Here is a 25,594-nt window from a genome sequence, read left to right as displayed (position 1 = left end):
AAAAAACAATAACAGGAGCTAAATGTCAGACGACAAACCAATCATTTTAATTAAAGCTATTAAAGAACTTAATATAGGCATGGGTACGGCCGTTGAGTTTTTAAACAAAAAGGGATTCTCTGCCGAGAAAAGCCCGATGTTTAAACTTACGGGAGACATGTATAATGCCTTATTGAAAGAGTATCAGGGAGATAAGATCGTAAGAGAAGAAGCCAAACAAATAGTGATTGGTAAAATACGTCGTGACGAGCCTGAGACTGAAAAGCCAGTAGAAGCGCCGAAGAAAAATACCGATTTTGAGAAAAATGAAGAGATTTTAATTAAAAATGCTCAATCATTTACTCCTCCGGTAGAAAAACCAAAGGTTGTAGAAACACCTAAGGTAGAAGCGCCAGCACCAGCACCTGCGGCAGCAGTTGAGCCGGTAAAAGAAACTAAGGCAGAAGAAAAAGCAGAGGAAACCGGATTACCAGGCGTTAAAATTGTAGGAAAGATTGATTTAAATGATCTTAATCCTAAAACACGCCCGGCTAAGAAAGAAGAAACGCCTGCTATACCAGCGCCTGTTGTAGAACCACCAGTGGTTAAAGCACCAGAACCTGTAAAACCAGTAGAGCAACCTAAGGTAGAAGAAAAACCGGTTGAGGTTAAAAAAGAAGAAGCTCCTGTTGCACCAGCACCAGTTGCAGAAACACCTGTGGTTAAAACGGCAGAGCCTGTAAAACCAGTTGAACAACCTAAAGTGGAAGAAAAACCAGCTGAAGCAAAACCGGTAAACAACGAGCCTGAAGTAATTAAAGCACGTACCGTTAAATTAACTGGTCCGAACATTATTGGTAAAATTGTTTTACCAACAACTCCGGATAGAAGAAATGGTCCGGTGGCATCATCTAGCGATAGTGAAGCCGCCAAACGTAAACGTAAGCGTAAAAAACGCCGGGAGCACCAGGACAGCCAGGTCAACACGGTGGTCAAGGGCAGCAAGGACAGAATAATCCTGCAGGTCAGGGTCAGGGCCAAGGCGGTGCGCCAGGACAACCTCGTCAACCTTATCAAGGAAACAGACCAGGTGGCGGTACGCCATATCAGGGTAACAGACCAGCCGGACAAGGCGGAACTCCTTACCAGGGAAATAGAAATAACAACAATAATAACAGACCAGGTTTCCAAAATAGAAATGCTACACCAAGCGGACCTAAAGAAGAACCTACTGAGAAAGAAATTCAAGATCAGATTAAAGCAACACTTGCCCGTTTAAGTGGTGCGGGTAAATCAGGTAAATTTGCGCAGCGTGCTAAATTACGTCGTCAGAAACGTGATGATGTGGCGTTTAATGCAGAAGAAGCCGCAAATGAGCTTGAATCGCAATCGAAAATATTAAAAGTAACAGAATTTGTTACCGCTAATGAGCTAGCGAGCATGATGGATGTGCCGGTTACCAAAATTATTGGTACCTGTATGAGCCTTGGAATGTTCGTTTCCATTAACCAGCGTTTAGATGCTGAAACCTTAACCATTGTTGCTGACGAGTTTGGTTACGAAATTCAATTCGTTAAACCAGATGAAGACGAAGAAAATGTAATTGAGGAAGAAGATAACGATGCTGATTTAATTGAAAGAGCTCCGGTTGTTACGATTATGGGACACGTCGATCACGGTAAAACCTCATTGCTGGATTATATCCGTAAAGCAAATGTGGTAGCTGGTGAGGCGGGTGGTATTACCCAGCACATTGGTGCTTATATGGTAACTACGCCAACCGGTAAAAAAGTAACCTTCTTAGATACTCCAGGTCACGAAGCCTTTACAGCGATGCGTGCACGTGGTGCTAAGGCAGCAGATATTGCCATTATTGTTATTGCTGCGGATGATGCAGTGATGCCTCAAACAAAAGAGGCGATTAACCACGCACAGGCAGCAGGCGTACCATTGGTATTTGCTTTCACTAAAGTAGATAAACCAGGCGCAAATGCAGATAAAGTACGTGAGCAGTTATCGGTAATGAATATCCTGGTTGAAGATTGGGGTGGTAAATACCAATCGCAGGAAATCTCAAGCAAAAGCGGCTTAAATGTTGATTTACTTTTAGATAAAGTATTATTAGAAGCAGAATTATTAGAACTTAAAGCAAATCCGAATAAGAGAGCTACAGGTACTGTAATCGAGTCGGCTCTAGATAAAGGACGTGGTATTGTAACTACAGTACTGGTTCAGGCGGGTACTTTAAGAGTTGGAGATCCAATCTTGGCGGGTAGTTACAGCGGACGTGTAAAAGCGTTAACCAACGAGCGTGGTGCTAAAGTAGAATCAGCAGGTCCATCACAACCGGTACAGGTTTTGGGTATGCAAGGTGCACCTACTGCAGGCGATAGGTTTAATGCTTTAGAAAGTGAAACTGAAGCTCGTGATATTGCAAACAAACGTATGCAGTTACAACGTGAGCAAGGTTTACGTACGCAGAAACACATTACTTTGGATGAGATTGGTCGTCGTTTGGCAATTGGCAACTTTAAAGAACTTAATATCATCGTTAAGGGTGACGTGGATGGTTCAATTGAAGCATTAGCCGATTCATTATTGAAATTATCGACCGAGCAAATTCAGATCAATATCATCAGTAAGGGTGTTGGCCAGATTTCAGAGTCTGATGTATTGTTAGCTTCGGCTTCTGATGCGATTATTATTGGTTTCCAGGTTCGTCCATCAACAGGTGCACGTAAACTTGCAGAAGCTGAGCAAATCGATATCCGTCTATATTCTATCATTTACGATGCCATCAACGAGATTAAATCGGCAATGGAAGGTATGTTGGATCCGGAATTTGAAGAGAAAATTGTGGCTAACGTTGAGATTCGTGAGACTTTCAAAATCACTAAAGTGGGTACCATTGCAGGTTGTATGGTATTGGATGGTAAGATTACCCGTAACAGCAAAATCCGTATCGTTAGAGATGGTGTTGTAGTGTATACAGGCGAATTGGCATCTTTAAAACGCTTTAAAGATGATGTGAAAGAGGTGAATAAAGGTTATGAGTGTGGTTTAAACATCCAGAACTTTAATAACATTGAAGTTGGCGATATTGTAGAAGCTTACGAACAAGTTGAAGTAGCAAGAAAGCTTTAATTGCTTTTTAAGAATAATGATTTAAAGTGGCCTCAAAAGGGCCACTTTTTTTGTTAAAGCGAAATACGTGTCTTAAAATTATCGGATAATATTTAGTTAATATCTTAAAATTATCGGATAATATTGAATTTTTATCTTGAAAATATCGATATTTGTATTTGTTAATTATCGATATGGAAAGATCAACCGCATTAAAATCTTTAAAAAATCACCTTAATAAACCTCAGCACACCATTATTATAGGGCCAAGGCAGATCGGCAAAACCACACTTGTTAAGCAGCTGGCAGAGCAATTGCAAAAGGATAACGAGCTAGTGTATTTTTTAACCTTCGAAGATCCTGTCATTTTAGAGGCCGTAAATCACCATCCCGAAAATATATTCAATTATACCTTATTGCCGGCCGATCTTCCTGCAGATAAGCGATTATATGTCATTATCGATGAAGTTCAGTATGCAAAAGAGCCCAGTAATTTTTTAAAACTTTTATACGATAAGTATTCACCAAAGTTGAAAATCATCGCTACGGGTAGCAGTGCGTTTTACATTGATAAGAGTTTTAAAGATAGCTTGGCGGGAAGAAAAAAGGTGTTTGAATTTTTTCCTTTGGCATTCGATGAATTTTTGCACTTTAAAGGTGAGGATGATTTAATCGCTGAGTGGGAACAACTGAAAAAAGAGTTACTTACCAGGGGCTCCAGCGTAACCGTATAAACGCGCTGTTCGATGAATATTTGGTTTACGGTGGTTATCCTGCTGTTGTTTTAGCAGATACGGAACAGGAAAAGCAAGAAATGCTTAAAGAGCTTATAAACAGCTATATGAAAAAAGATGTCTTAGAAGCAGGTATTAAGGAAGAACTTAAGTTTTTTCAACTGGCCAGGTTATTAGCTGATCAGACTGGAAGTTTAGTAAACCACCATGAATTGGGAAATACCTTGCAACTGGCCAGTTCTACCGTAGAAAATTATATTTATTTAATGCAGAAAACTTTTATAGTACAATTGCTTTCTCCCTTCTATGGTAATGTGAGGAAGGAATTAACCAAAATGCCAAAGATTTATTTTAATGATAATGGTTTGCGCAATGCATTGTTAAATAATTTTTCGAAGTTAAACGATAGGGCAGATAAAGGCGAATTGCTTGAGAATTATGTTTACTGCAGGCTAAGGCAGTTGCATGATTCAGATAGTTTGCATTTTTGGCGCACTGCGGATGGTAATGAAGTAGATTTTGTGGTAGAAGAACAAATAAAAAAGGGCCTGGCTTACGAGGTTAAATATCATGATTTGCAGTTTAAACCTAATAAGTATAAAAAATTTGTGGAGGCTTATCCTGATTTCAATCTGGAATGTATTTGTAAGATACTTACAAAAGATAATTCGATAGAGGCTATCAGGTTATAGCTTACTGATCAGCTGATGATATCAAACTATACATCAAAATATTGGTGCTCTTGGTGTTTTTGGGAAATTATCTTGGCCTTCTTAAAGGCTGATTGAATGATGATGTCCTGAATGGAGATTTCATAGAGTTCGGCAATTTTGCCCAGTTGCGAGAGTGAAAAATCGACTTCATTGTTTTCCCACTTTCGATAAGCCACCCTGCTTATTCCGATTACATCAGCAGCGTATTGCTGTGTATAACTATACTTATCTCTGTACCTTCTTAAGGTAACCCCTATATCTAACATATTAAGAAAACGTTGACGGCTATGTATTTTTAATATTTACGTGCTGTATATTTAATAATGTAAATAATGATAATAAGGAATTGTCAAAAGTAGTAAATAAAATTAGTTTATTTGTGTAGGTTTTAAATTGTTGAAAAAACAAATAATAACCAAAAGGATTGTTTTTTAATTAAATTTAAACTTTAAAGATTGAAAATATATAATACAGGTCGTATATATGATTGTAAGCGCATAAAAGGTATTATCTTTTTATTTTTAATAGTGGCTTACACTAGCTGTAAAAAAGATAAGCCGATTGGCATAAATGAGGAAGAGGTTGTTTCACCAACTACAGGTACACGAACTGAATTTACGCTTGATTCTATTTTTTGTATGCGAAACAGGTTTATTTATGGAACGATGTGTTACCCGGTTACAACACTTTTAAGCCAAGAGAAAAATACGGCAATGTCCAATCTGAAATAAGTGCATTTAGAAATGAACTTTTCGATATTTCCCAATTTAAACTTAATCAGGTAACGGGTAAGCCATTTGAGTTTTCAACTTACAATAACTTGCCTAAGTACTCCTCCCTCCAGGTAGGAAGAACTACTGGTGGAGGGAATCGGGCCGGGGTAATCAACGGAGAAGCTGTTTTGGCTAAGCGCCTTATTCGTTTAGACGACAAGGTAATTGCTTATATGGCCTTAGGTTCATTCCCATCTTTAAGCAATACTAAATCTAAATTAGATCAGCTTTTTGATGAAATAGCTACAGATAAACCAAAATATCTGATTTTAGATTTACGTTCTAATGGCGGCGGCTATGTTGAAACAGCAGAGTATGTTGCGAATTTAATCGTTTCCAGTGCATTAAATGGCAAAATAATGTATTCAGAGCAATTTAATCAGATACTTCAAAGTGGTAAGGCAACAATTCTGCGTCATCAGCCCTATCTGGATGAAAACGGAAAAACCGTTATGTATAATGGACGCTTAGCAACACTGGCCGATGTCGATTATACAGAAAGTGGCAATACATATAAATTCAATAAAAAGGGAAGTCTGGAGTCAATACAAGATGTGTACATTATAGTATCTGGTCAGACGGCTTCAGCCAGCGAATTATTGATCAGTTGCCTTAAACCTTATTTCAACTTGAAGTTAATAGGCGAAAACACATATGGAAAACCGGTTGGTTTCTTTGGAATTAATATCGATCAGTATAGTGTTTACCTGAGTAGCTTCCTCATTAAAAATGCAAAAGGATGGTCTGATTACTTTAATGGTATGGAACCTGATTTGAATGTTACGATGCCAAACAACCCAACATTAGGAGATACTGAAGAAGCATGTTTAAAAGCAGCTATTGCTGCAATTGACGGTAAAATACAATTGCAGCCAAAAAAAAGTGCAAGTATTTCAAGGCTAAATTTAGATAAGATGCCACTAGCGCTCATTGATAAAGATTCAACAGGAATGATCGAAAATAGGTTGAAGTTAAGGCATTAGTTTTTATATTCTAGCATAGTGCTTTTCGGTTTGTATGTTTAATTCTGTATTGTTTTATAATTAATTATTAATATTGATAACCCCACATTGTCATAATTAATTTTTCTTGTCGGTAGTTTTGTGAAAAAAAACAAATAAATACTGATGAAAAACAATTACAAATTAAAAATTCTTTGCATGCTGTGCGTAATTGCGGCTGCATTTAGTAGTTGCAAGAAAAGTGAACTTGCAGAGGAAAAATCATTAACCAATAATCACAATACACTTGCAGCTGGAAGAGATGGAAAGAACGATTTATTGGGCTATGGATATAATGTGCTGGGAGAGTTTGCGAATGCGAGTGCAGCTACATTACCTATTATTGATGTGGATAGATTGCAGGCCGACCAGTCCAATACAATAGTATATGATGGTTCAACTAGAACAGACGGGAAATTAGAAGCTGGGAGCGACGCCGTTTCCTATTTGAATAAATTAACTACACGTTTTAGTAATACTTTTGGTGCCGACTTCTTGGGGATGTCATTATTCAGAACCACTATAACTGGAACTTATAATAATACCGATAGTTTTTCATCAAAAAACATTTATAGTAGCTATAATTTAATAATTCAGCAAAAGAGGGTTAAATTGAATGCACAAAGGGATGTACTTCTGTCTTACTTAGATTCGCAGTTCCTTTCTTTTGTTCAAAACCAGACGCCAGAGGCGATTGTGAACAGGTATGGTACGCATATCCTAGCTGATATTATATTGGGAGGAAAATTGGATGTTATCTATCAATCAGAAACTTCAAAGTCTGATAGAATCACAGCAAGTTCTGCCGGAGTAGATATCCATGTGAAAAAGATTTTCAATCTAAATACAGGATATACTTATGATACTAACTATGTTTTAGAGAATTCTGCCCAAAAACTGCATTATATCACTAATGGTGGAGATCCCACTAGAAGCTTAATAGGCGATATCGTTATTGGGAATTCATCTAATCCGAACCCAACTCCAACAATAAATATCTCAGCTTGGCAAAATAGCTGTACATTAGAAAATTCGGTACTGATAGATATTCCAAGCAATGGCTTATTACCTATCTACGATTTTATTCCAGATCAGGCAAAAGCGTTAGCGGTGAAGAATTACATCATACAGTATCTCACAGCGAACCAGGCTTCGTTGTTGCCTACAACCTTTTACGAATATTATAATTCAGTAACTAATAGACATGCTTATAATTTAGGCCCAAATATGGAGCAGTATTGGGGTAATTATTATCACAATGCAGAGCCTTTTAAAGTTTATACCACACAGTATGCTGGGACGGTTCCTTTATATCAATTCTATAATCCTAGTATTGATAATCGTGTATTAACAACAAACAGATATCCAGGGTTTGGTGGGTATAATTATGACGGAATACTTTGCTATGTATATAAGACACCAACCACAGGTACAGTGCCCGTTTACGAATTTTATAGCTCAACAGGTGGACATCTTTATACCACAAACAGGAACACTTCTTATGCGGGCTGGAGATATAATGGACAACCATTTTATGCATTTCCTAATTAACTAGTCTTAAAAAAAGAATTTAATACTGAAATATTTTACATTAATGTTAAAAGGGTCTCAATAATTAGTTGGGCCCCTTTTTTTATCATCATTATTATTTTTTCTTAAAATCAAAAGCAACCAACGCTAGATTTTTTATTGATAAGTTTCATTCGGATGTTTAACAAGCTTTTCATTTTAGGGAAATAACAACGTAAATTCTCTTAGTTATAAATCAGGATATTTTATATGCTGTATTTTATCAATTTGTCTGTTTAATTCTATTACAATTTATTATCATATTGATAACCCTGCCTTGTCATAATTAATTTTTCTTGTCGGTAGTTTTGAAAAAAATAATAGATAAATACTGATGAAAAACAATTACAAATTAAAAATTATTTGCTTGCTGTGTACTCTTACAGCTTTATTTAGCAACTGTAAAAAAAATGATCTCGCAGAAGAAAAGGGATTAATTAATAAGCACAATAATCTTGCAGGTTTTGGTAGAGATGGAAAAAATGATTTGTTAGGTTATGGTTATAATGTATTGGGAGAGTTTGGAAATGCTAGTGCAGCCACACGACCTGTTGTTGATGTAGATAGATTACAGGCCGATCAATCAACCAGAGTTATATGGGACTTTTCAACAAGAACAGAAGGAAGGTTAGATGCAGGAAGTGATGCTACATCTTATTTGAAAAAATTAACTACACATCTTAGCAGTACATTCGGTTATGAGTTTCTAGGGATGTCATTATTTAAAGCTACTGTAACCGGCAGTTACAATAGCACCGATATCTTTTCGTCTAAATATATTTATAGCAGTTATAATTTAAAAATCCAGCAAAAAAGAATCAAGTTAAATGCACTAAATGATGTACTTCAATCTTATTTAGATCCCGAATTTTTATCTTATATCCAAAGTCAAACACCCGAGGCCATTGTAAACAGATATGGAACACACGTGTTAGCTGATATTACGCTTGGCGGAAAATTAGACGTTATCTATCAGTCAGAAACTTCTAAATCTGATAAAACTACAGCAAGTTCGGCAGGTATTGACCTCCATGTAAAAAAGATTTTTAATTTAAATACAGGATATACTTATGATGCTAATGATGTTTCTGAGAATTTTGCTCAAAAATTACATTATGTAACTAACGGAGGTGATCCAACTAAAAACTTAATAGGCGACGTTAGTATCGGTAATGCATCTAATCCAAACCCAATACCGACAGTTAATATTTCAGCTTGGCAAAATAGCTGTACATTAGAAAATTCGGTATTGATAGACATTGCTCCTGATGGTTTAATGCCTATTTATGATTTAATCCCTGATCAGTCAAAAGCTTTGGCTGTTAAAAATTATATCATTCAATATCTGACCAATAACCAAGGACATTTAGTTGATGGTTATCCAGTAGCTAAGCTTTATAGATGCTTCAATACCAAAAATGATGATAGATTATTGCTAACTAACCCAGGAGAAGTAGGCGGTGTAAGAAATTGGGTCGTAGAAGGTTCTATAGGCAAAGTTTATACTACCAATGCTAAACCTGGTACCGTTCCATTATACCGCATTTATCTTAATAATGGAAAACACTTATTTACTTTAAGCTGGAACGAAGCGCACATTGGATCATATGAAGGAATAGTTGGTTATGTAAATTCTGCCCAGGAAACTAATGACCTTCCTATTTATAGATATAGAAATGATAAGGTACCACATCTTTACACTACAAGCTTCGGCGAACTTGGATGGGGAAGAGATGGTTGGATACTTGAGGGAAATATTGGTTTTATTCCTCAATAGGTGACCGTGTAATATTTTACATACATAAATGTTAAAAGAGCCTCAATATATTATTGAGGCTCTTTTTTTGTAGATATTTACCAATTCAACTACCAAAATAATTTAATGAATATTGAATTAGAGAAACAAGCAGCACCTGAGAAAAAAATTTTGATTTTGTTAACACCATTCGTTGTATCTCGATGATGGGTATTGTGTTTGAGCACAGCCACATTGTTCAGGCGCCAATGTACAATACACTGGGCGCTACCATAACAGAAGCTGGAGTAATACAGTTTTTTAAGTTTTCTACCGTAGCTTTTTTCCTGATAGGTGGTTTTCTAATCAACCATAAATTTCAAGAATACTCCGCAGGCCAATATTTAAAGAACAGGTTTAAGAATACCGTAAGACCCTGGCTTTTTTGGATGTTTGTCTTCATTGCAATCACCATGTTAGATAGATGGGTAGCCCATATTAAAGGAAGTGATCGAGATTTAATGTTTAGCGATTTCAGTGCCTATATTTCTGACTTTGTTTACAGGATATTATTTTTTAGTCCTTACTGGTTTATCCTTAATTTTTTAATCTGTATCACACTATTATTGATATTCAAAAAATATCTCTATAAATACTGGTTGGGGATATTTTTTGGAATTATTTCACTTGTATATAGTGTTAATCTGTACTTCAACTGGTTCGAAACTACACATACTTCTGCCTTATTCGGTTTTGTTTTTTACCTGTGGCTTGGGGTATACTTGAACAAATATTATACTGCCGTAATGACCTTTGTGAAAGATACACGATGGACAATATGGGTTCTTCTTCTGGTTCTGACCTTCGCACTAGGAATATGGGAATCTGTATATCTGATTAAACTAGGTAGTAAAGATGCTTATAATACACTCAGGATATCCAATATCATTTATTCATTTGTGGGATTTGGTGTTCTATTAAAAATAGGAAATATTAAAATACTTGATCGTCTTAAACCCCGAGAAACCACTTTTGGAATATATTTAGTGCACAGTATTGTTATAGAAAGGGTATTGCCATTGATTTTTCAGCCCTTGAAATTAGATGTTCAGCATTATAATGTCTGGGAAAATACTGCATTGTTAATCCTTAGGTTTATAATAGCCTATTCAATTAGTTATCTGCTATCGGCACTGATCATCAAAACAAAAATGAAATGGACTGTCGGACAGTAATAGTTTAATTTAAAAGCTGTTTGATGCTGTTTTTAAAAGCTCTTCTAAATTTTTTAAAACTGAAGTAATCGCTTTCAAATATTTCATTTTTAAAATACCATTTTAGGCTAAGTGAATTAATTTGATCGAATTTTAAGATATCCATCCACTTATTGAACAAGAATTGGTTAAAAATCTTCGGATCATATCTCTTTGAAATGTTATTGGCTAATTTAAATTCGTTGAACAAAAATGAATAGTCATTTAAATGCTCTTTAACCGGTGTCCAATTAAATAATTCGACATGCAGGTTTAACCGTCTTTCATCATAGGGTAGACCGATGCGCTTTTGCATATGGCTAATGATCTTTCTTTCATTTGCTAGCCTTGTATTCGTATTTAGCGTAGAGGTATTGTTGCTGTGGACACGGTAGTCGACAAGGGTTTCATCAAGGTTGGCCACTTTATACTTTTCGGCCATTCTTATAAATAAATCAAAATCTTCTGATATGGTATAATTCTGATAGCCATTCAACTCAGTAAAAACACTTGTTTTGAACATGGTTGTAGAATTTACGAAAGGATTGCCAAATAACATAAATAAATCAACAGTATTGTTTACCGGTACCCTCAGCTTGTCTCCTGTTTTATTACCATGTTCATTTATAATGGCAGCGTGGCCCCCGCATAGTACAACTTCTGGGTTAGCCAAAAGAAAGTTATACTGAAGTTTAAGCCGATCTTGATAAGCAATATCATCGCCATCTAATATGGCAATATATTCGCCCTGCGCAAGAGTTAATAAACGGTTTCTGGTATAAATCAAGCCTTTGTTACCATCATTATGTACTAATCTGATCCTATTATCATTAAAAGATTCAACTATGGTAGTTGTATTATCGATAGAGCCATCATTTACAATAATCAATTCGAAATCAGAAAAACTTTGGGTTAATACACTATTTATGGATTGCTGGATAAAATCTGCCTGATTATAGGCGGCCATAAAAACAGTTATCTTTGGATGTCCCATTATTGTTTACCGGTTTTAGAGCTTCTAGCATTTTAGACTTTCCCGCTTTTGAAGTTTTATGGTTTTGTCATATATTTAATGCATATACTTTGTCTGCTAAAAGCGATTAATTCCAAATATACCAACAAACTAAATACGTATTGTAAATGCAATTAAATAAAAGTTAATACATTATTTATTCTTTAATTTGCAGCCAATTTAGATAGAATTTACTTTTTGTAATTACAGGATCAGATGAAGAAAATATTGTTTATAAGCCACAATTTGGGTAGAACTGGTTCCGAAATGTTACTTTGGTATTCTTTAATGAATTTAAACCGGGAAAAATTTCTACCACTATTGTTTACCAAAGGTAAAGGCGTATTAATCGATACGCTGCCAAGTGAAATTCAGCATTTTCTGCCTTATAGAGAAAATCCTAAAAGGTCTTTAAGACTGCTGAGATCAGTCTTAAAAAAAGCTAAAATTGACGCGTTAGAATACCAATTAAATTATATCACTAAGAAATACAAAGTTGATTTCTGGTATGTAAATACTATTGTAATCCCTGAGGTTTATCCAATAGCAAAGAAATTAGGGATTAAAATTATTACCCATGCACACGAACTTCCCTTTGCGTACGATTTTATCGGTTACAAGGATTTAGAGACCATTGTTACTACATCAACGGCATTAATTGGCTGCTCTGAGGCGGTATGCAATAAAATTAGTGATATGGGACGGCCTGATGTAAAACTGTTATATGGTTTTATCGATCTGAGTAAAATAATATATACTAAGGCTGCCTTTGAGGTAAAAGCAGATACAGGTTTTAGTGAAGAGGATTTTGTTTGGGCAATTTCTGGTAAAACAACACTAATAAAAGGAGTTGATTTCTTAGTTTCATTGCTGCCTCAACTTCCTGAAAATATCAAGATTATCTGGATTGGGGGTGAAGAGGACACTGGTATATATTATTATGCGAAAAGAGCGGTAGAAAATAAGTTTCCTGACCGGGTTAAATTCCTTGGCGCACAGAGTGAAGAATATTATAATTATCTTAATTCCGCTGATGCGTTTCTGTTACTCTCAAGAGAGGATTCTTTCCCATTGGTAATGTTAGAGGCTGCTGCATTAGGTAAACCGATTGTAGGGTTTGATTCTGGAGGGATTAGAGAGTTTGTAAAAGAAGATACAGGTATAGTTATCGATACTTGGAGAACAAAGGATTTGGCAGAAGCTATGATGGAAGTAAAAGACCATCCCGAAAGGTTTAATATCGATGAAATAAAACGGCAAGCTTCACTCTATGAGGTAAAAAAACAAGTATCAATTTTAGAAGATATATTGGATAGTATAAATTAAATTTATCTCTAATCGGATTACTGGTCTTTTTACATCTTATGGTTTTTGAATTATTTTGATTCAAGTCCGTTTTTTAAAGCCTGTAAATAGCGATGTCCATATTCTTGGTCGGGCTCCAAATGGCAACCTTCTGCCCATTCGTTCCATGCATTTACAAAAAGTAAGCGTTCTTCCCCACTAAAATGTTTATTGGTATACCTGGCTGTTTTTGTAACCCATTCTTGAAATTTTTCTGGACTTGAGTTAACAAAAATTGTTGCATCCTTAGCTCGTCGGGCAGAGTTATCCCAACTCGGAAAAACAGATCGGAAATATTTATAGGATTTTGGAGCTTTTTTAGTCATCTTATCCACTATCTCTTCATAGTCGAACACTTTATTGGCTAACAACCCACTTGCTTTAATAGCAGCTTTATGCAGTAATTTTCTTAAGAAATGACTGACAGGCTCTTTCTTGCTGTATTTCTGTAATGGGATAGAAAAATCTGGCGCAAACTCCATACTGGCATCAAAATCATGATATTTTGGGTCAAAATCATGCTTGAAATTCTCTACCCTGATTAGATAGAGATCTTCAAACCCTGCTTTTTTTGCCTCGTCCCGCCATATTTTTACCGCCTCATTGATATTTGGGTGAAGTTCTGATCTATACATGAGGTATATAGGCTTCCCATCTATTTTAATATACCTCTCATCTTTAAAAAATGGCATTAGGTATTGAATATGGTCAAGATCATCTTTCAGGTCATAGTTCTGTTTAATCAAAACATCGGACTCCATACCATCCCAGCGCCTGGTCCAGTTTTCATTTGCCCAGCATAAACAAAATGGGAAATCAGGTTTTTGGGATGTTAACATTTGCTCTAACGGTTTTTCCATCAAAAGTTTGCCATTAAACCAATAATGATAAAAACAGAAACCATAAACTCCGTATGTTTTGGCAAGAAAAGCTTGTTCAATCATGGTATCCAATAACCTAAGGTCGTAATAACCTAGATCTGTTGGCAGATGTGGCTGATAATGGCCTTTGAATTTTGGTTTTGACTTAGTAACATTTGTCCATTCAGTAAATCCCTTACCCCACCATTCATCATTTTCTTTAAAGGGATGAAACTGTGGCAGGTAAAGCGCAATGGCCTTAAGTTTGTTTTCGCTGTTGGGATTTTGCATAAATGGTTAATGTTAGCGTAGCGTATGTTTGATTTGTTGATTGTAAATAGATCAAATCGAATATCCAAAGTCTTTAAATATCCGCCTCCAGACATCGAGGTTTTTGTTCCATGCATGGCACCCAAAGGGCAGTGTATGATTAGTGAGCTCAAAAGCCCGATCTACAGGTACTTCAAACGCAAAGTATACTGCTTCCTTATAGGATGGTATCTTCAAGTTTTTTTCTTTCTATTTACTTCTATGCTCCAAAAAACATCTTCATTAAAGTTGGCTGCCGGATTCAAGGAATATTCTTTTATTTTTTCCTGAAAGCGTTCGGTTAAAGTATGAAATTTCTGTGTTCTGCGTAATGATAAACCTCCGTTTCCTACTTTATACTCCCGCTGGATGTCAGTCGGAGCATGAGTATTTTTTCCCTTAATATCGAATTTTCGATGTATATAGCTCAAAACACTATTTTTTACTGCTTTGATCATATCGGGATATTTATGTCTGAGCCATGGGGCTCCAACATAATCTATATTTTTTTCGCACCAAATGGTTAGATCATCTTTAAAAACAAAAGCATCTAATTGATAGATCAGGATGTATTCATAGTTTAAAAATGCTTCATAAAATTCTCCTGATAACATCAATTTGTTATAACCTGCAATATCTTTAAAGTATACATCATTAAAGCTGATGAATTTATTAAACGGATACTTGGTGTTTAAATTTAAAGCTGTAGGTTTTATACAAAAAATTGGATGGGACTTGGCAAGGACTTTGAAACACTGTTGTAGGGATATATCCTCTAAATAGGTTATTTCTTTATAAATAGGTATAATAACGGCAACCTTTTTCATAATATAATGAGATTTAAACTATTTGAAAAACAGTGTCGAGATGTTCATAACATCGTTCCTTTTCGTAATTCATGTTAAAAGCATTCAACGCATTTTCTGCCTGTTTTTTATATTCCGCTTCGTCTGTTAGTAGTTTCATGATATTATGCCCAAATTCAATATGGTCATCACTAACCAAACAACCATTATCTGTTTTGTTTATCAGCCCATCAATCCCTCTGGTATTGCAAACTATCGGCAAGCCATAAGATAGTGCCTCTACTACCTTTATTTTGGTTCCTGTGCCCGTTAGCATAGGGCATAGGGCTACTTTGGCATTTTGATAATAGGTTGATAAATCTTCAGCAAAGTTTACTGAAACAATATTAGGAGCCTTTATAGAAAGATGCTCGTTTATTTGTCCAATGATACATATCTGCACACTGGTTGGTAATAATGGGTATACATGGCTAAAAAACCAACTGGCAGCTTTTTGATTATGTATATTATCGCTTGCCACATAAATCAGGTCAAATGATTTTTCTTTAACGGTATGAAAATTTTCTGGTTGATCAAGCATCATTGGTGCTAAAACAACTTTGGTTTTACAAAACTGACTAAAAACATACTGTTCTTCAACAGAAATGGCTAAAGCAATATCAAATAATGAAATTCTTCTGATTTCTTCTTTAAAAGATTGACCTATATCATTTTTTATTTGATATTGGGCCGTTGTAAAATCATGTGTATCAATTACTGTTATTGCTTTTCCTGTTAAAGGATTGTGCTCTACCAATGTAGCCCAGCTGGCATAGTTAATAAAGATATAATCGTAATCGTTGTTTTTTAAAATTTTTTTGAACGCCCTCTTAAACCTTAAGGTCACCAATTCTGGGAATTGAAGCGGAAAAAACCAGGCTTTATTCTGATAGAAAAAATTTGGTAGTTTATAAAAAAGGAGATAATAGAGTATATTTTTCTTGGAAGGCTTTTTTTTAATTACATAAGTATTATTAGCCAGGTCTGATTGCTCAAAAGCTTTAATATCTGTTTCGTTCCAACGTCCGGTAAAATACTCGCTAACAAAATCAATTTCAAAATTCCTTGATTTAAAGTAACTTAGCATGCTTAAAGCCCTGGTTCTGTTGCCCGCATTTTTTTTAGCGGATTATCAGGCATAAAAAATAGTACTTTCTTCATCTAAATGTTTAGTCGTTAAAGGCCTGCATGTCAATTAAACGCCTATATAAACCATTTTTATTCATTAACTCATTATGGCTTCCGGTTTCTACAATGCTACCTTTATCTATCACCACAATTTTATCGGCATGTTGTATCGTACTTAAACGGTGTGCAATTACAATTGAGGTACGGTTTTTCATCAGGTTATTTAAAGCATCCTGAACTAATTTTTCAGATTCTGTATCTAAGGCTGAAGTGGCCTCGTCTAACAACATGATAGGCGGATTAGCCAATACAGCCCTCGCTATACAAACCCGTTGCTTTTGCCCGCCTGATAATTTATTTCCTCTATCACCAACAAAAGATTGATAACCATTCTCCGTGTTTTCGATAAAATCGTGCGCGTTTGCAATTTTTGCTGCGGCAATAACTTCTTTCATTGTGGCCTCTGGTTTGGCAAATGCAATGTTATTAAAAATAGTATCGTTAAATAGAAATGATTCCTGATTAACAGTTCCCATTTGTGCCCTGATGCTTTCAACAGTAAGCTCCCTGTAATCTTGATCATCAATTTTGATCGTTCCTGATTTTGGATCATGGAAACGAGGGATTAAATCCATTAATGTACTCTTTCCTCCACCCGATGGACCAACCAATGCTACTGTTTGCCCTTTTTCTATATTAATATTAATGTTATTTAATACTTGTTTATCGCCATAAAAGAATGAAACATTTTCGAAGGTTAGTGCATTACTGAAATTAGCTAATACTTCTGCATTACTTTTATTTACTAGCGCAGGTTTGGTATCAATAAGATCTAAAACACGTTCGCCGGCAGCAATACCTGAGTGAATACCACTAAAGGAATCGGCGATCGCTTTTACGGGTTGCAATACCTGAGAAAAAGTAGCCAAATAAACTACAAATTCTGCAGCTTCCAAATCACCTTTTCCACTTAATATTAACGTACCACCATATAAAAGAATAAATACAACAACTAAAACACCTAAAGTTTGTGAAACTGGAGATGCCAGCTGTTGCCTTCTGGCCATCTTTCTGTTTAAAAATGAGTAAAACTTATTTTCGGTGTCAAATCTTTCCTTTGCACGTTCTGTTGCGTTAAAAGCTTTAATAATCTTTATGCCGCTTAACGACTCATCTAAAAAACCAATCATTTTTGCGAAGGATTCATGCGATTGTGTGGCCTGCTGTTTTAATCTCTTTACAATTTTACTAATGATAAAGCCTGAAACAGGAATAACTAATAAAGAAAATAAAGTTAACTTGGCAGATATGGAAACTAACACCCCAATAAAAAATAGTAACTGTAACGGTTCCTTAAAAACAACCTGTAGTGTGTTGGTAACTGTAAATTGAACTACCTGCACATCAGACGCTACTTTTGATATAATATCGCCTTTGCGTTCGTTATTAAAGTAGCCAACATGCAAATTCATTACGTTATTAAAAACCGTTTTACGTATGTTAAGTAACGTATGCACACGTAAATCTTCCATAAAACGCTGAGAGAAATAGCGAAAAAAGTTAGCAAGAAATACTGTTGCAATAATAATGACACAAATTACTTTTAGCGCCAGAATTTTATCGTCAGCAATAATACCATCGATGTAGTTGTTAAAGCGACCCAATAAATCCCATGAACTTTTGCTTTCCGCAATTTTAGTCGGATCATCACATTTTCCTAAAAACAGCGCCTGCATTAAAGGCCCAAGCAGTGTAAATAGGAAAGTATTAAAAAAAATCCCAAATAATGTTGTTATAAGATAAGGTATAGCAAACTTTTCAATAGGTTTGGCAAATGATAATAAACGAAAATAAGTTTTCATTAAGTATTGTATATGTAATGGAAACTAGGAAATGACCTAGTCAAAAAAAACAATAAAATTCAAACAAATGTACGGTTTTTCATATAATGAATAAGATGGTGGGAATCTTACTCTATTTAAATTACAATTTTTTAATTTTTAAAAAAAAACATGCTGTTCGACGTGCGGGTGTATTATTAAGGATTGCACATCAATATTTAACCGTAATTATTGAAAGAAAGAATAAAATCGTAGTATGCAATACTTCTGATATTGAAAATTATTGATCAAGCACTTCCTGATATAAATTCAGATACTGGTTGGCAGCAATTTCCCATGAAAATTTTTCTGCCTGGGCAACAGCTTGTTTATAGCGATTATTTTGGGTGAAATCACTCATACCTTTATTAAATACCTCCTGCATGTGTTCGCGTTCAAAATTGTCGAAGTAATACGCAATATCGCCGCCAACCTCGGGAAGTGAAGTGAATTTAGACAGAAACACGGGTTTTCCAAAATGCATGGCCTCGATTACAGGAAGACCAAAACCTTCGGCAACTGAAGGAAATAAGAAAGCATCACAGTTTTTATAGTACCAGGCTTTGTCTTCATCAGAGATTGGCCCGGTAATATGAACCCGATCTAAACAGTTATGTTTTTCTGCTTCCTCTAAAATTCGCTGTTTGTGAGGTGTTTCCCTGCCCGAAATTACCAGTTCGAAATTATTATCTTTTAACAATGCAGGTAATAGGTGAAAGCCTTTTTGTACTGAAAGCAAACCAATGGTAAATAGAAATTTTTTTCCAGGTTTAAAGGCTGGCTGATGATTTTCATCCGAAACTAATTTATCGGCCCCGTTATAAATTACACTAATTTTATTTGCTGATTCAGGGAAATAGTGTTTCACATCATTTGCAACAAACTGCGATATACATACAATTTTATCACACTGTGAAATGAGCTTGCCTAGTTTTTTTAGATATACCTGAATTCTGTATGGTTTGCTAAATTTTAAATGCACCTTGTTCATGTCGTGAACAGTCATTATTTTTTTTGCATTTACCTTGCCTGGCCTTAATCTGCAGGTTTGATCAGAAAAGATGAACAACATCGAAATCATTTTTCCCCTTAAAGAATAACCGGTCTAACCGGGATAGATAAATGATATCAACCAAGCCATTAAAAAGATATTGGGTGTGTTTAAAAAGATAAAATTTGAGCTTAAAATTTCCTTTGTTTTCCTGGATCAATGCATCGCCCAGCCCCTTCCCGAAGGAAAAATAACCGCAATTGGCATCTTTCATTGAATCGAAGGTCACTAAGATATTGGGCTTTTTCATTAATGATGTAATTTGATGATACAAATATAGGCAGATTTAAATTGAGGCCTACTTTACGATTTTATAGTTTCGGTATTCAAATAAACGTAATCCGGTTAGATCTTCAATTTTTTGCAAAACCCTTCTGCGGAAATTCATTTTTGAGTTTTCTTTCGTTAAATCTTTTTCAAATTTCCAGTTTGCTGCAGCAATTCTTGCCTGCATTACTTTGGGATGGGTACCTTTAAAATGAACCAAACGATCGGCATTATGCATATCATGGCTGTCTTGCATCGGATAATTTTCTTCAATCCACTCGTCTGTTTGATAAAACTGATTAAAATTCCGCACCTTACCTTGTAATCCTTTTGGCGGTTTCACCCAGCCATAATGATAAATATAAGCATCAATTAGCTTAACCTTAAGTTTCCTGTCGTTAATCCTGAAGCCTTGGGCATCTCTGTAAGAGTGAACTCCCGGAAGGTTTTTGATAATCCTGACTTCTCTTCTGTACCAACGCCGGGATTCGGCCAGATAATCATAAGAGGCATAAAAATGTTTGTATTTTAAGAGTAAGGCCTCAACATTGCTATTGTTAAGTTCGTCTTCCATTTCTTTTTAATCAGTGGAAGATAATCTTCATGAATGGCTTCATCGCCCTGGATATAGATCATCCAATCTGTATTTTCATTTATTTCTGCCAGCGCCTTATTGGTTTCATCAGCAAAAACACGCCCCCCTTCACGTATACTTTCATCCCAAATGGTATCAATTGTTCTGATTTTAGGATCAATGCTCTTAATCATTTCAGAAGTTGCGTCTGTAGAGTTTCCCAATGCAACAATAAAATCGTCGCACAATGGCAGCACAGAAAGTATCGCCTCTTTTGCAGGGTAGTCGTTAACAATAGCATTTCTTAAAAATGTAAAACCGGTAACTTTCATTGTGGGGCGCTTTGTAGCTGATATTTTTTGTTAATTTGTACAAAGATAGTTTTATTGATGAATACGCATCTATCCATTTTAAGCGAAGTAAAGAAGGGTAATTATAAAGTTTTGGCAAGAACATTAACGCTTGTTGAAAATGATATTAAACCGGCAGATTCGATTTTAAGAGATTTAGATAGTAAGAATAATGTTCCCGTTTTGGGTATTACCGGGCCTCCTGGTGCTGGCAAAAGTACTTTGGTAAATGCGGTAACCGATCATTTAGTTGCCGGGGAGAAACGCGTTGCTGTATTGGCGATAGATCCAACCTCTCCATTTAATTTTGGCTCTTTGTTGGGCGATCGTATCCGTATGGCTGGTCAGTTTAATAATCCAAATGTTTTTATCCGATCTTTGGCTACACGTGGTGCTTTGGGCGGTATTTCGGCAAAAACAATCGAAATGGTTGATGTTTTAAAAGCAGCTAATTTTGATCTGATTATTGTTGAAACGGTTGGGGTTGGGCAATCTGAAGTAGAAATTGCAGGACTGGCGGATAAAACTATTGTTGTATTGGTGCCAGAATCCGGAGATGAAGTTCAGAATATCAAATCCGGGTTGATGGAAATTGCCGATTGTTTTGTGATTAATAAGGCTGATAGAGAAGGAGCAGATACCTTTGCCAATAATCTAAAAAAAATCGTTCATCAAGGCGTAAAGGTTATTCCAATCTTAAAAACTGTTGCTGATAAAAATGTAGGTATAGAAGAATTGTGTAAATGGATTATCAAACCCGAGGTTTTTGATGATAACCGAAAAGCCTTTCTATTTGCAGAAAAAGCATGGAAACTTATGCAGCATCAAAAAATGCAGCATATTGATAAAAAAAGGCTGCGAGAAAAAGTTCAGACAGCCTTAAAACAAGATGATTTTAATATTTATCGTTTTGCGGATGAGTTTGGCAATAGTTAACTGTTGAGATTGCTTATTGCTAAGTCTAACTGTAAACTGCAAATTGAATACTGCCAACTTGCCAACCGGAATTAACTATTCATAATCTCCTCAATTTCTTCAGCTTCTAGTGGGATATCGGCCATTAAATCTATATTTCCATTCGCTGTGATGAGGATATTGTTTTCTAAACGGATGCCCAAGCCTTCCTCCGGAATATAAATGCCCGGCTCTACAGTAAGGATGTTCCCATTTGCAAATGGAGTATATCTTCCTGCAAAGTCGTGTACGTCTATACCTAAGTGATGCGAAGTGCCGTGCATAAAATATTTTTTATAAGCCAGCCACGCTGCGGTTTGGTTCTTTACATCTGTTGTAGATATCAGCCCAAGATTAATGAGTTGCTCTGTCATAATTTCGCCAACTTGTTCGTGGTAAGTATTCCATATTGTCCCTTCGCTAATTAATTTAATCGACGCTTTCATTACGTACAGCACTGCGTTGTATACTTCCTTTTGTCTTTGCGTAAACCTGCCGTTAACAGGAATAGCTCTACTCATATCTGCATTATAATTGGCGTATTCTGCTCCAAAATCGAAAAGTATTACCTCCCCATCTTTACAAACCTGGTTATTATCATTATAGTGTAGTATGTTTGCATTATGGCCGGAGGCAATAATAGGTGTGTAGGCATGGCCTGTCCCTCCCTGACGGATAAATTCGTGTATAATTTCTGCTTCAATTTCATATTCTTTAACACTGGGTTTGGTAAATTTTAATACCCTGATAAAAGCATCGCGGGTTATTGCGCATGCCTTTTTAGTTAATTCGATCTCCACATCCGATTTAACTGCACGTAAATTCCGCATAATTGGTGCCGAGCGTTCATAATGATGCAATGGATATTTTGATTTCATTTTCTCAATGAAACGGATATCGCGATAAGGAACTTCATGGGCGTACCGATCATTTTCGTTTGTATTTAAATAAATATGCTCAGCATAGTTAACGATACTATGTAAAATGTTATCAAAATCTTCTAACCAATATACGGACTGAATGCCGGAAGCAGCTTTTGCCTGCTCTTTGGTATACTTATATCCCTCCCAAACTTTGATGTAGTCGTTCGTCTGTCTTAAAAACAGGACTTCTCTGTACAAAGGATTAGGACAATCAGGATATAATAGTAAAATTGTTTGTTCCTGATCAATTCCTGATAAATAAAATAAATCAGGATTTTGCTTAAAAACAAAACTCTGGTCACCGCTTCTAGGGGATTCATCACTTGAGTTAAATATAGCTAGTGAATTGCTTTTTAGGTTGTTAGTGAAGTTTTTTCTATTTAAAACAAATAATGACTGATTAATGGTAGGGTATTTCATGAAAATGGTATTTTATATTGGTAATGGCCAAATGTAATAAAATGATTAACTACTGTAAAGTTTGGAACGGAGTTTGTATAAAAGTTTGAAAATTTAAAATTTTGATTAATTTTGCCTTTACTGAAAAATTAATCAATTAAATTGTTTAACCCTTAAAAAAGAAAAAAGATTATGAATTATTCTACTTTAAAGAAAAGTGTTGCGCTTTCTTTAGTGGCATTAACAGGAGTTGCTTCTCTTGCTGTCGCTCAGGATGCTCCTGCAACCTCTTCTGCTGTCAAGGTATTTGGTGGTAGAGGACAGTACAGAACTTGGTCTATTGGTGTACACGGTGGTGTTTTAATGCCAGTTGTTGCTATCGGCGGTTCTAATGACTTTAACAAATGGGATGCTAATTTAGGTTACGGTTTAAATATCCGTAAACAATTAGGTCACTCTTTCGGATTAGAATTAAACGGAACCCGTGGTAAACTTTCAGGTACTAACGAAGGTATTTCTAACCCAGCTGTAAAAGACTTCGAAACTCAATTGCAATATGCTGTAGATTTACGTGGTGTTGTAAACGTAGGTTCTATCGATTTCTTACGTCGTGAGAATTCAGTAGGTTTCTTTTTAACTGCCGGTGCTGGTTATATGGCTTATGCTCCAAAAATTACTACTGGTTCTGGTCAAACTATCGACTGGAAAGGTAGTGCTGTAGGTCCTGCTGATGACAGACATGATGCTAAAGATTACGTAAAAGGTTTCTACATTCCAGTTGGTGCTGGTGTTAAATTCAAAGTTTCTGAGCGTGTTAACTTTAACTTAGGTTACACTATGAACTTTGTTGATGCTGATAACTTGGACGGAGTTTATGCAAAAGGTACAACTAAAGATAAATTCTCATACGGTTATGCTGGTTTAGAATTCTCTTTAGGTTCTTCTGCTAAACCAAGTTTAGAGTGGACTAACCCATTAGCTACTATGTATGATGAGTTAAAAGATCCAACTTTACGTCAAGAAGTTGAAGCATTAAAAAACCGTGTTTCTGCTGTTGAGAAATCTGTTGAAGATTTGAAAAAAGATACTGACGGTGACGGTGTTTCTGATCAATTCGATAAATGCCCAGGAACTCCTGCTGGTACTGCTGTTGATGGTTCAGGTTGTCCTCTTCCAAAAGTTGCTCCAGTTGATTCTGTTGCTTCGAATGTAACTGGTTTCGAAAAAATCGGTTTCGATTTCAATTCTTCAGTTTTAAAAACTGAGTCTTACCCTACTTTAGATAAATTATCTTCAGTGTTACGTGAAAACGGTGGTAAAGTAACTGTAAACGGTTACGCTTCAAGCGAAGGTACTGCTGCATATAACTTGAAATTATCTAAAGACAGAGCTAACTCTGTTAAAACTTACTTAGTAAACTCTGGCGTTAACGCTAGTCAAGTTGCTACTAAAGGTAATGGCGAAGCTAATCCAATTGCTTCTAACGATACTGAAGAAGGTCGTATCCAAAACCGTCGTGTTGAAACTGCTAGAAACTAGTATTTCAATATAAGATTTAAGAAAGTCCTGATGAAAGTCAGGACTTTTTTTATGCCTTTTAATTTTCTGTGTTAAGCTTTTTAGCTAAGTTTGTATTATGTACTTCTTTAGAAAAAAGGATCCAAACAGGCCAAATAATATCAATCTGAGAATTATGCATTTCATTAATGCATTGGCCATCTTGATTTTTCTTGCAGGTATTATCTATAAGCTTATTCAATGGCTTGCTAAATAACCCCAAATTTTTATGAAACAAATTATTAAAACAACAAATGCTCCAGCTCCAATTGGACCATATAGCCAAGCTGTACAAGCTGGAAATTTTTTATTCGTATCTGGCCAGGTTGCCATTAATCCAGAAAACGGAGAATTAAATATAGGTAATATTGAAGAAGAGACGCACCAGGTGATGCGGAACCTTAAAGCAGTTTTGCTTGAAGCAGGTTTAACTTTTGAGAATGTAGTAAAGTCTACTATTTTCTTAACCGATATGGGAACCTTTGCTCAGGTAAATGAGGTTTATGGACAGTATTTTACTGCTGATTTTCCAGCTCGGGAAACAGTTCAGGTTTCGGTGTTACCTAAAAATGTTAATGTAGAAATCTCTGTAATCGCGGTTGCGGGCTAATTTTTGTAGAAAACAAGAGGAATGTTTTATATCGGGCATTGTTCCTTACAATTATCTGGGGAACAATGTCTATACCTTTGCGTAATATAAAAGGTTTTCAACCATAAGAATTTAGTACTACAGAATATTTGTTTCCATTATTGTTGTTTGGGGAACCACTCTTTTATTCAGAAAGCAAGTAGTAAAAATGATCTAAATTTCTGTTGGCAGCAGGCTCCTTACACGAAGTTATGTGGGCTATTATCCTTTTATGCTATATATGTTATTGTGCTAAAATTAATTAAAGATGTAGATAAATTTAATTTTTTAGGCATTCAATTGGTTTTATCCGGATTAATGATGCTTCCATTGTATTTTCTCAATGCTGCTCCTTTTTCTACCGAAACCTTCTTTTGGTTGCATATATTTTTGATCGCCATTGTATTCAGCATTTTCCAATTTTTTTTAAATTCCTATGCCTTGATGGCAATACCCTCTTCTGCTCCGGGTATTTTAATTTATCTCAATCCAATTGTTGCTTTTACTGTGGTATTTTTCTACTTTAATGAGAAAATAGATCTGCACCAACTTTTTGCTTATTTGCTTTTGCTGCTATCGATCGTTATTTTTAATGCGGCTTTGCTAAAAAGTGTTGTTTATAAGAAACAGTAG

General features: G+C 35.6%; 22 protein-coding genes and 2 pseudogenes. 13 read left to right on the top strand and 11 right to left on the bottom strand.

Annotated features, from left to right (window positions below; translation table 11 throughout):
- The first annotated feature begins 22 nt into the window (after positions 1–22).
- The 3 genes and pseudogenes from infB (at position 23) to ACQ86H_RS27435 (ending at position 4,528) form a co-directional block, all read left to right on the top strand.
- Positions 23–3,123, top strand: a pseudogene (gene infB / locus ACQ86H_RS27445) (translation initiation factor IF-2).
- 173 nt (positions 3,124–3,296) lie between these two features.
- On the top strand, positions 3,297–3,836 hold the full coding sequence (locus tag ACQ86H_RS27440; RefSeq protein ID WP_431293148.1) for an ATP-binding protein: 540 nt from the start codon (positions 3,297–3,299) through the stop codon (positions 3,834–3,836).
- Positions 3,782–4,528: an ATP-binding protein gene (locus tag ACQ86H_RS27435; RefSeq protein WP_431293147.1), complete on the top strand. Its 747-nt coding sequence runs from the start codon at positions 3,782–3,784 to the stop codon at positions 4,526–4,528. Before ACQ86H_RS27440 ends, ACQ86H_RS27435 begins: the two co-directional genes overlap by 55 nt.
- 26 nt (positions 4,529–4,554) lie before the next feature.
- On the opposite strand, the gene ACQ86H_RS27430 is transcribed toward ACQ86H_RS27435, so the two are convergent.
- Positions 4,555–4,815: a helix-turn-helix transcriptional regulator gene (locus ACQ86H_RS27430; protein WP_138819525.1), complete on the bottom strand. Its 261-nt coding sequence runs from the start codon at positions 4,813–4,815 to the stop codon at positions 4,555–4,557.
- A gap of 368 nt (positions 4,816–5,183) precedes the next feature.
- On the opposite strand from ACQ86H_RS27430, the gene ACQ86H_RS27425 reads away from it, so the two are divergent.
- The 4 genes from ACQ86H_RS27425 (at position 5,184) to ACQ86H_RS27410 (ending at position 10,862) form a co-directional block, all read left to right on the top strand.
- The gene (locus tag ACQ86H_RS27425) at positions 5,184–6,305 is read left to right on the top strand and encodes a S41 family peptidase (RefSeq protein ID WP_431293146.1); all 1,122 of its coding nucleotides are present in this window, start codon (positions 5,184–5,186) and stop codon (positions 6,303–6,305) included.
- 144 nt (positions 6,306–6,449) lie between these two features.
- Positions 6,450–7,874: an MAC/perforin domain-containing protein gene (locus ACQ86H_RS27420; protein WP_138819527.1), complete on the top strand. Its 1,425-nt coding sequence runs from the start codon at positions 6,450–6,452 to the stop codon at positions 7,872–7,874.
- Positions 7,875–8,226: 352 nt separating this feature from the next.
- A complete protein-coding gene (locus ACQ86H_RS27415) occupies positions 8,227–9,669 on the top strand; it encodes an MAC/perforin domain-containing protein (protein ID WP_431293145.1) in 1,443 nt (480 codons plus the stop codon).
- Between the two features lie 182 nt (positions 9,670–9,851).
- Positions 9,852–10,862: an acyltransferase family protein gene (locus tag ACQ86H_RS27410; RefSeq protein WP_431293144.1), complete on the top strand. Its 1,011-nt coding sequence runs from the start codon at positions 9,852–9,854 to the stop codon at positions 10,860–10,862.
- Between the two features lie 4 nt (positions 10,863–10,866).
- Here the strand turns inward: ACQ86H_RS27410 and ACQ86H_RS27405 are convergent, their stop codons facing one another.
- Positions 10,867–11,874, bottom strand: coding sequence for a glycosyltransferase family 2 protein (locus ACQ86H_RS27405; protein ID WP_138819530.1), 1,008 nt, complete (start codon positions 11,872–11,874; stop codon positions 10,867–10,869).
- Between the two features lie 234 nt (positions 11,875–12,108).
- Here ACQ86H_RS27405 and ACQ86H_RS27400 point away from each other — a divergent pair, with 234 nt between their 5' ends.
- Positions 12,109–13,218: a glycosyltransferase family 4 protein gene (locus ACQ86H_RS27400; protein ID WP_138819531.1), complete on the top strand. Its 1,110-nt coding sequence runs from the start codon at positions 12,109–12,111 to the stop codon at positions 13,216–13,218.
- Positions 13,219–13,268: 50 nt separating this feature from the next.
- Here ACQ86H_RS27400 and ACQ86H_RS27395 read toward each other — a convergent pair whose 3' ends face one another.
- The 8 genes and pseudogenes from ACQ86H_RS27395 to ACQ86H_RS27360 form a co-directional block, all read right to left on the bottom strand.
- Complete coding sequence (locus ACQ86H_RS27395) at positions 13,269–14,387, bottom strand: glycosyltransferase WbsX family protein (protein WP_431293143.1); 1,119 nt, start codon at positions 14,385–14,387, stop codon at positions 13,269–13,271.
- Positions 14,388–14,438: 51 nt separating this feature from the next.
- Positions 14,439–15,019: pseudogene (locus tag ACQ86H_RS27390) on the bottom strand (DUF5672 family protein).
- 226 nt (positions 15,020–15,245) lie between these two features.
- Positions 15,246–16,337, bottom strand: coding sequence for a glycosyltransferase (locus ACQ86H_RS27385; RefSeq protein ID WP_431293142.1), 1,092 nt, complete (start codon positions 16,335–16,337; stop codon positions 15,246–15,248).
- An 82-nt stretch (positions 16,338–16,419) separates the two neighbouring features.
- Positions 16,420–18,240 (bottom strand): ABC transporter ATP-binding protein, encoded by a 1,821-nt coding sequence (locus tag ACQ86H_RS27380; RefSeq protein WP_431293141.1) that lies wholly within the window; start codon positions 18,238–18,240, stop codon positions 16,420–16,422.
- Positions 18,241–18,499: 259 nt separating this feature from the next.
- Positions 18,500–19,264, bottom strand: a complete 765-nt coding sequence (locus ACQ86H_RS27375; RefSeq protein WP_431293140.1) for a glycosyltransferase family 4 protein — start codon at positions 19,262–19,264, stop codon at positions 18,500–18,502.
- 46 nt (positions 19,265–19,310) lie between these two features.
- On the bottom strand, positions 19,311–19,559 hold the full coding sequence (locus ACQ86H_RS27370; RefSeq protein WP_431293139.1) for a hypothetical protein: 249 nt from the start codon (positions 19,557–19,559) through the stop codon (positions 19,311–19,313).
- Positions 19,560–19,607: 48 nt separating this feature from the next.
- Positions 19,608–20,150 (bottom strand): hypothetical protein, encoded by a 543-nt coding sequence (locus tag ACQ86H_RS27365; protein ID WP_431293138.1) that lies wholly within the window; start codon positions 20,148–20,150, stop codon positions 19,608–19,610.
- Positions 20,105–20,482 carry a hypothetical protein gene (locus tag ACQ86H_RS27360; RefSeq protein WP_431293137.1) on the bottom strand — a complete coding sequence of 126 codons (378 nt, stop codon included), beginning with the start codon at positions 20,480–20,482 and terminating at the stop codon, positions 20,105–20,107. The genes ACQ86H_RS27365 and ACQ86H_RS27360 overlap by 46 nt, the downstream gene beginning before the upstream one ends.
- A gap of 57 nt (positions 20,483–20,539) precedes the next feature.
- Between ACQ86H_RS27360 and meaB the strand changes: the two genes are divergently transcribed.
- Positions 20,540–21,436 carry a methylmalonyl Co-A mutase-associated GTPase MeaB gene (gene meaB / locus ACQ86H_RS27355; RefSeq protein WP_431293136.1) on the top strand — a complete coding sequence of 299 codons (897 nt, stop codon included), beginning with the start codon at positions 20,540–20,542 and terminating at the stop codon, positions 21,434–21,436.
- Positions 21,437–21,507: 71 nt separating this feature from the next.
- Here the strand turns inward: meaB and ACQ86H_RS27350 are convergent, their stop codons facing one another.
- Complete coding sequence (locus ACQ86H_RS27350) at positions 21,508–22,797, bottom strand: aminopeptidase P family protein (RefSeq protein WP_431293135.1); 1,290 nt, start codon at positions 22,795–22,797, stop codon at positions 21,508–21,510.
- 171 nt (positions 22,798–22,968) lie between these two features.
- On the opposite strand from ACQ86H_RS27350, the gene ACQ86H_RS27345 reads away from it, so the two are divergent.
- From ACQ86H_RS27345 to ACQ86H_RS27330, 4 genes are all read left to right on the top strand, one after another.
- Complete coding sequence (locus tag ACQ86H_RS27345; protein WP_431293134.1) at positions 22,969–24,315, top strand: OmpA family protein; 1,347 nt, start codon at positions 22,969–22,971, stop codon at positions 24,313–24,315.
- A 97-nt stretch (positions 24,316–24,412) separates the two neighbouring features.
- Positions 24,413–24,550, top strand: a complete 138-nt coding sequence (locus ACQ86H_RS27340) for a DUF6728 family protein (protein WP_317039670.1) — start codon at positions 24,413–24,415, stop codon at positions 24,548–24,550.
- Between the two features lie 12 nt (positions 24,551–24,562).
- On the top strand, positions 24,563–24,943 hold the full coding sequence (locus tag ACQ86H_RS27335) for a RidA family protein (protein ID WP_138819541.1): 381 nt from the start codon (positions 24,563–24,565) through the stop codon (positions 24,941–24,943).
- Positions 24,944–25,210: 267 nt separating this feature from the next.
- The gene (locus tag ACQ86H_RS27330) at positions 25,211–25,594 is read left to right on the top strand and encodes an EamA family transporter (RefSeq protein WP_431293133.1); all 384 of its coding nucleotides are present in this window, start codon (positions 25,211–25,213) and stop codon (positions 25,592–25,594) included.

The sequence above is a fragment of the Pedobacter sp. P26 genome, assembly GCF_050632135.1.
Taxonomy (GTDB): domain Bacteria; phylum Bacteroidota; class Bacteroidia; order Sphingobacteriales; family Sphingobacteriaceae; genus Pedobacter.
Note: the sequence above shows the minus strand (reverse complement) of the source record. Positions and strands in the feature narration are given on the sequence as shown.

What these genes read in the sequence shown, in the direction of transcription:
- ACQ86H_RS27405 (WP_138819530.1), bottom strand. Translation starts at nt 11,874, where the DNA reads ATGGGACATCCAAAGATAACTGTTTTTATGGCCGCCTATAATCAGGCA.
- ACQ86H_RS27385 (WP_431293142.1), bottom strand. Translation starts at nt 16,337, where the DNA reads ATGCTAAGTTACTTTAAATCAAGGAATTTTGAAATTGATTTTGTTAGC.
- ACQ86H_RS27380 (WP_431293141.1), bottom strand. Translation starts at nt 18,240, where the DNA reads ATGAAAACTTATTTTCGTTTATTATCATTTGCCAAACCTATTGAAAAG.
- ACQ86H_RS27400 (WP_138819531.1), top strand. Translation starts at nt 12,109, where the DNA reads ATGAAGAAAATATTGTTTATAAGCCACAATTTGGGTAGAACTGGTTCC.
- ACQ86H_RS27370 (WP_431293139.1), bottom strand. Translation starts at nt 19,559, where the DNA reads ATGAAAAAGCCCAATATCTTAGTGACCTTCGATTCAATGAAAGATGCC.
- ACQ86H_RS27335 (WP_138819541.1), top strand. Translation starts at nt 24,563, where the DNA reads ATGAAACAAATTATTAAAACAACAAATGCTCCAGCTCCAATTGGACCA.
- ACQ86H_RS27430 (WP_138819525.1), bottom strand. Translation starts at nt 4,815, where the DNA reads ATGTTAGATATAGGGGTTACCTTAAGAAGGTACAGAGATAAGTATAGT.
- ACQ86H_RS27365 (WP_431293138.1), bottom strand. Translation starts at nt 20,150, where the DNA reads ATGGAAGACGAACTTAACAATAGCAATGTTGAGGCCTTACTCTTAAAA.
- ACQ86H_RS27410 (WP_431293144.1), top strand. Translation starts at nt 9,852, where the DNA reads ATGATGGGTATTGTGTTTGAGCACAGCCACATTGTTCAGGCGCCAATG.
- ACQ86H_RS27420 (WP_138819527.1), top strand. Translation starts at nt 6,450, where the DNA reads ATGAAAAACAATTACAAATTAAAAATTCTTTGCATGCTGTGCGTAATT.
- meaB (WP_431293136.1), top strand. Translation starts at nt 20,540, where the DNA reads ATGAATACGCATCTATCCATTTTAAGCGAAGTAAAGAAGGGTAATTAT.
- ACQ86H_RS27345 (WP_431293134.1), top strand. Translation starts at nt 22,969, where the DNA reads ATGAATTATTCTACTTTAAAGAAAAGTGTTGCGCTTTCTTTAGTGGCA.
- ACQ86H_RS27340 (WP_317039670.1), top strand. Translation starts at nt 24,413, where the DNA reads ATGTACTTCTTTAGAAAAAAGGATCCAAACAGGCCAAATAATATCAAT.
- ACQ86H_RS27440 (WP_431293148.1), top strand. Translation starts at nt 3,297, where the DNA reads ATGGAAAGATCAACCGCATTAAAATCTTTAAAAAATCACCTTAATAAA.
- ACQ86H_RS27375 (WP_431293140.1), bottom strand. Translation starts at nt 19,264, where the DNA reads ATGACTGTTCACGACATGAACAAGGTGCATTTAAAATTTAGCAAACCA.
- ACQ86H_RS27350 (WP_431293135.1), bottom strand. Translation starts at nt 22,797, where the DNA reads ATGAAATACCCTACCATTAATCAGTCATTATTTGTTTTAAATAGAAAA.
- ACQ86H_RS27395 (WP_431293143.1), bottom strand. Translation starts at nt 14,387, where the DNA reads ATGCAAAATCCCAACAGCGAAAACAAACTTAAGGCCATTGCGCTTTAC.
- ACQ86H_RS27415 (WP_431293145.1), top strand. Translation starts at nt 8,227, where the DNA reads ATGAAAAACAATTACAAATTAAAAATTATTTGCTTGCTGTGTACTCTT.
- ACQ86H_RS27360 (WP_431293137.1), bottom strand. Translation starts at nt 20,482, where the DNA reads ATGAAAGTTACCGGTTTTACATTTTTAAGAAATGCTATTGTTAACGAC.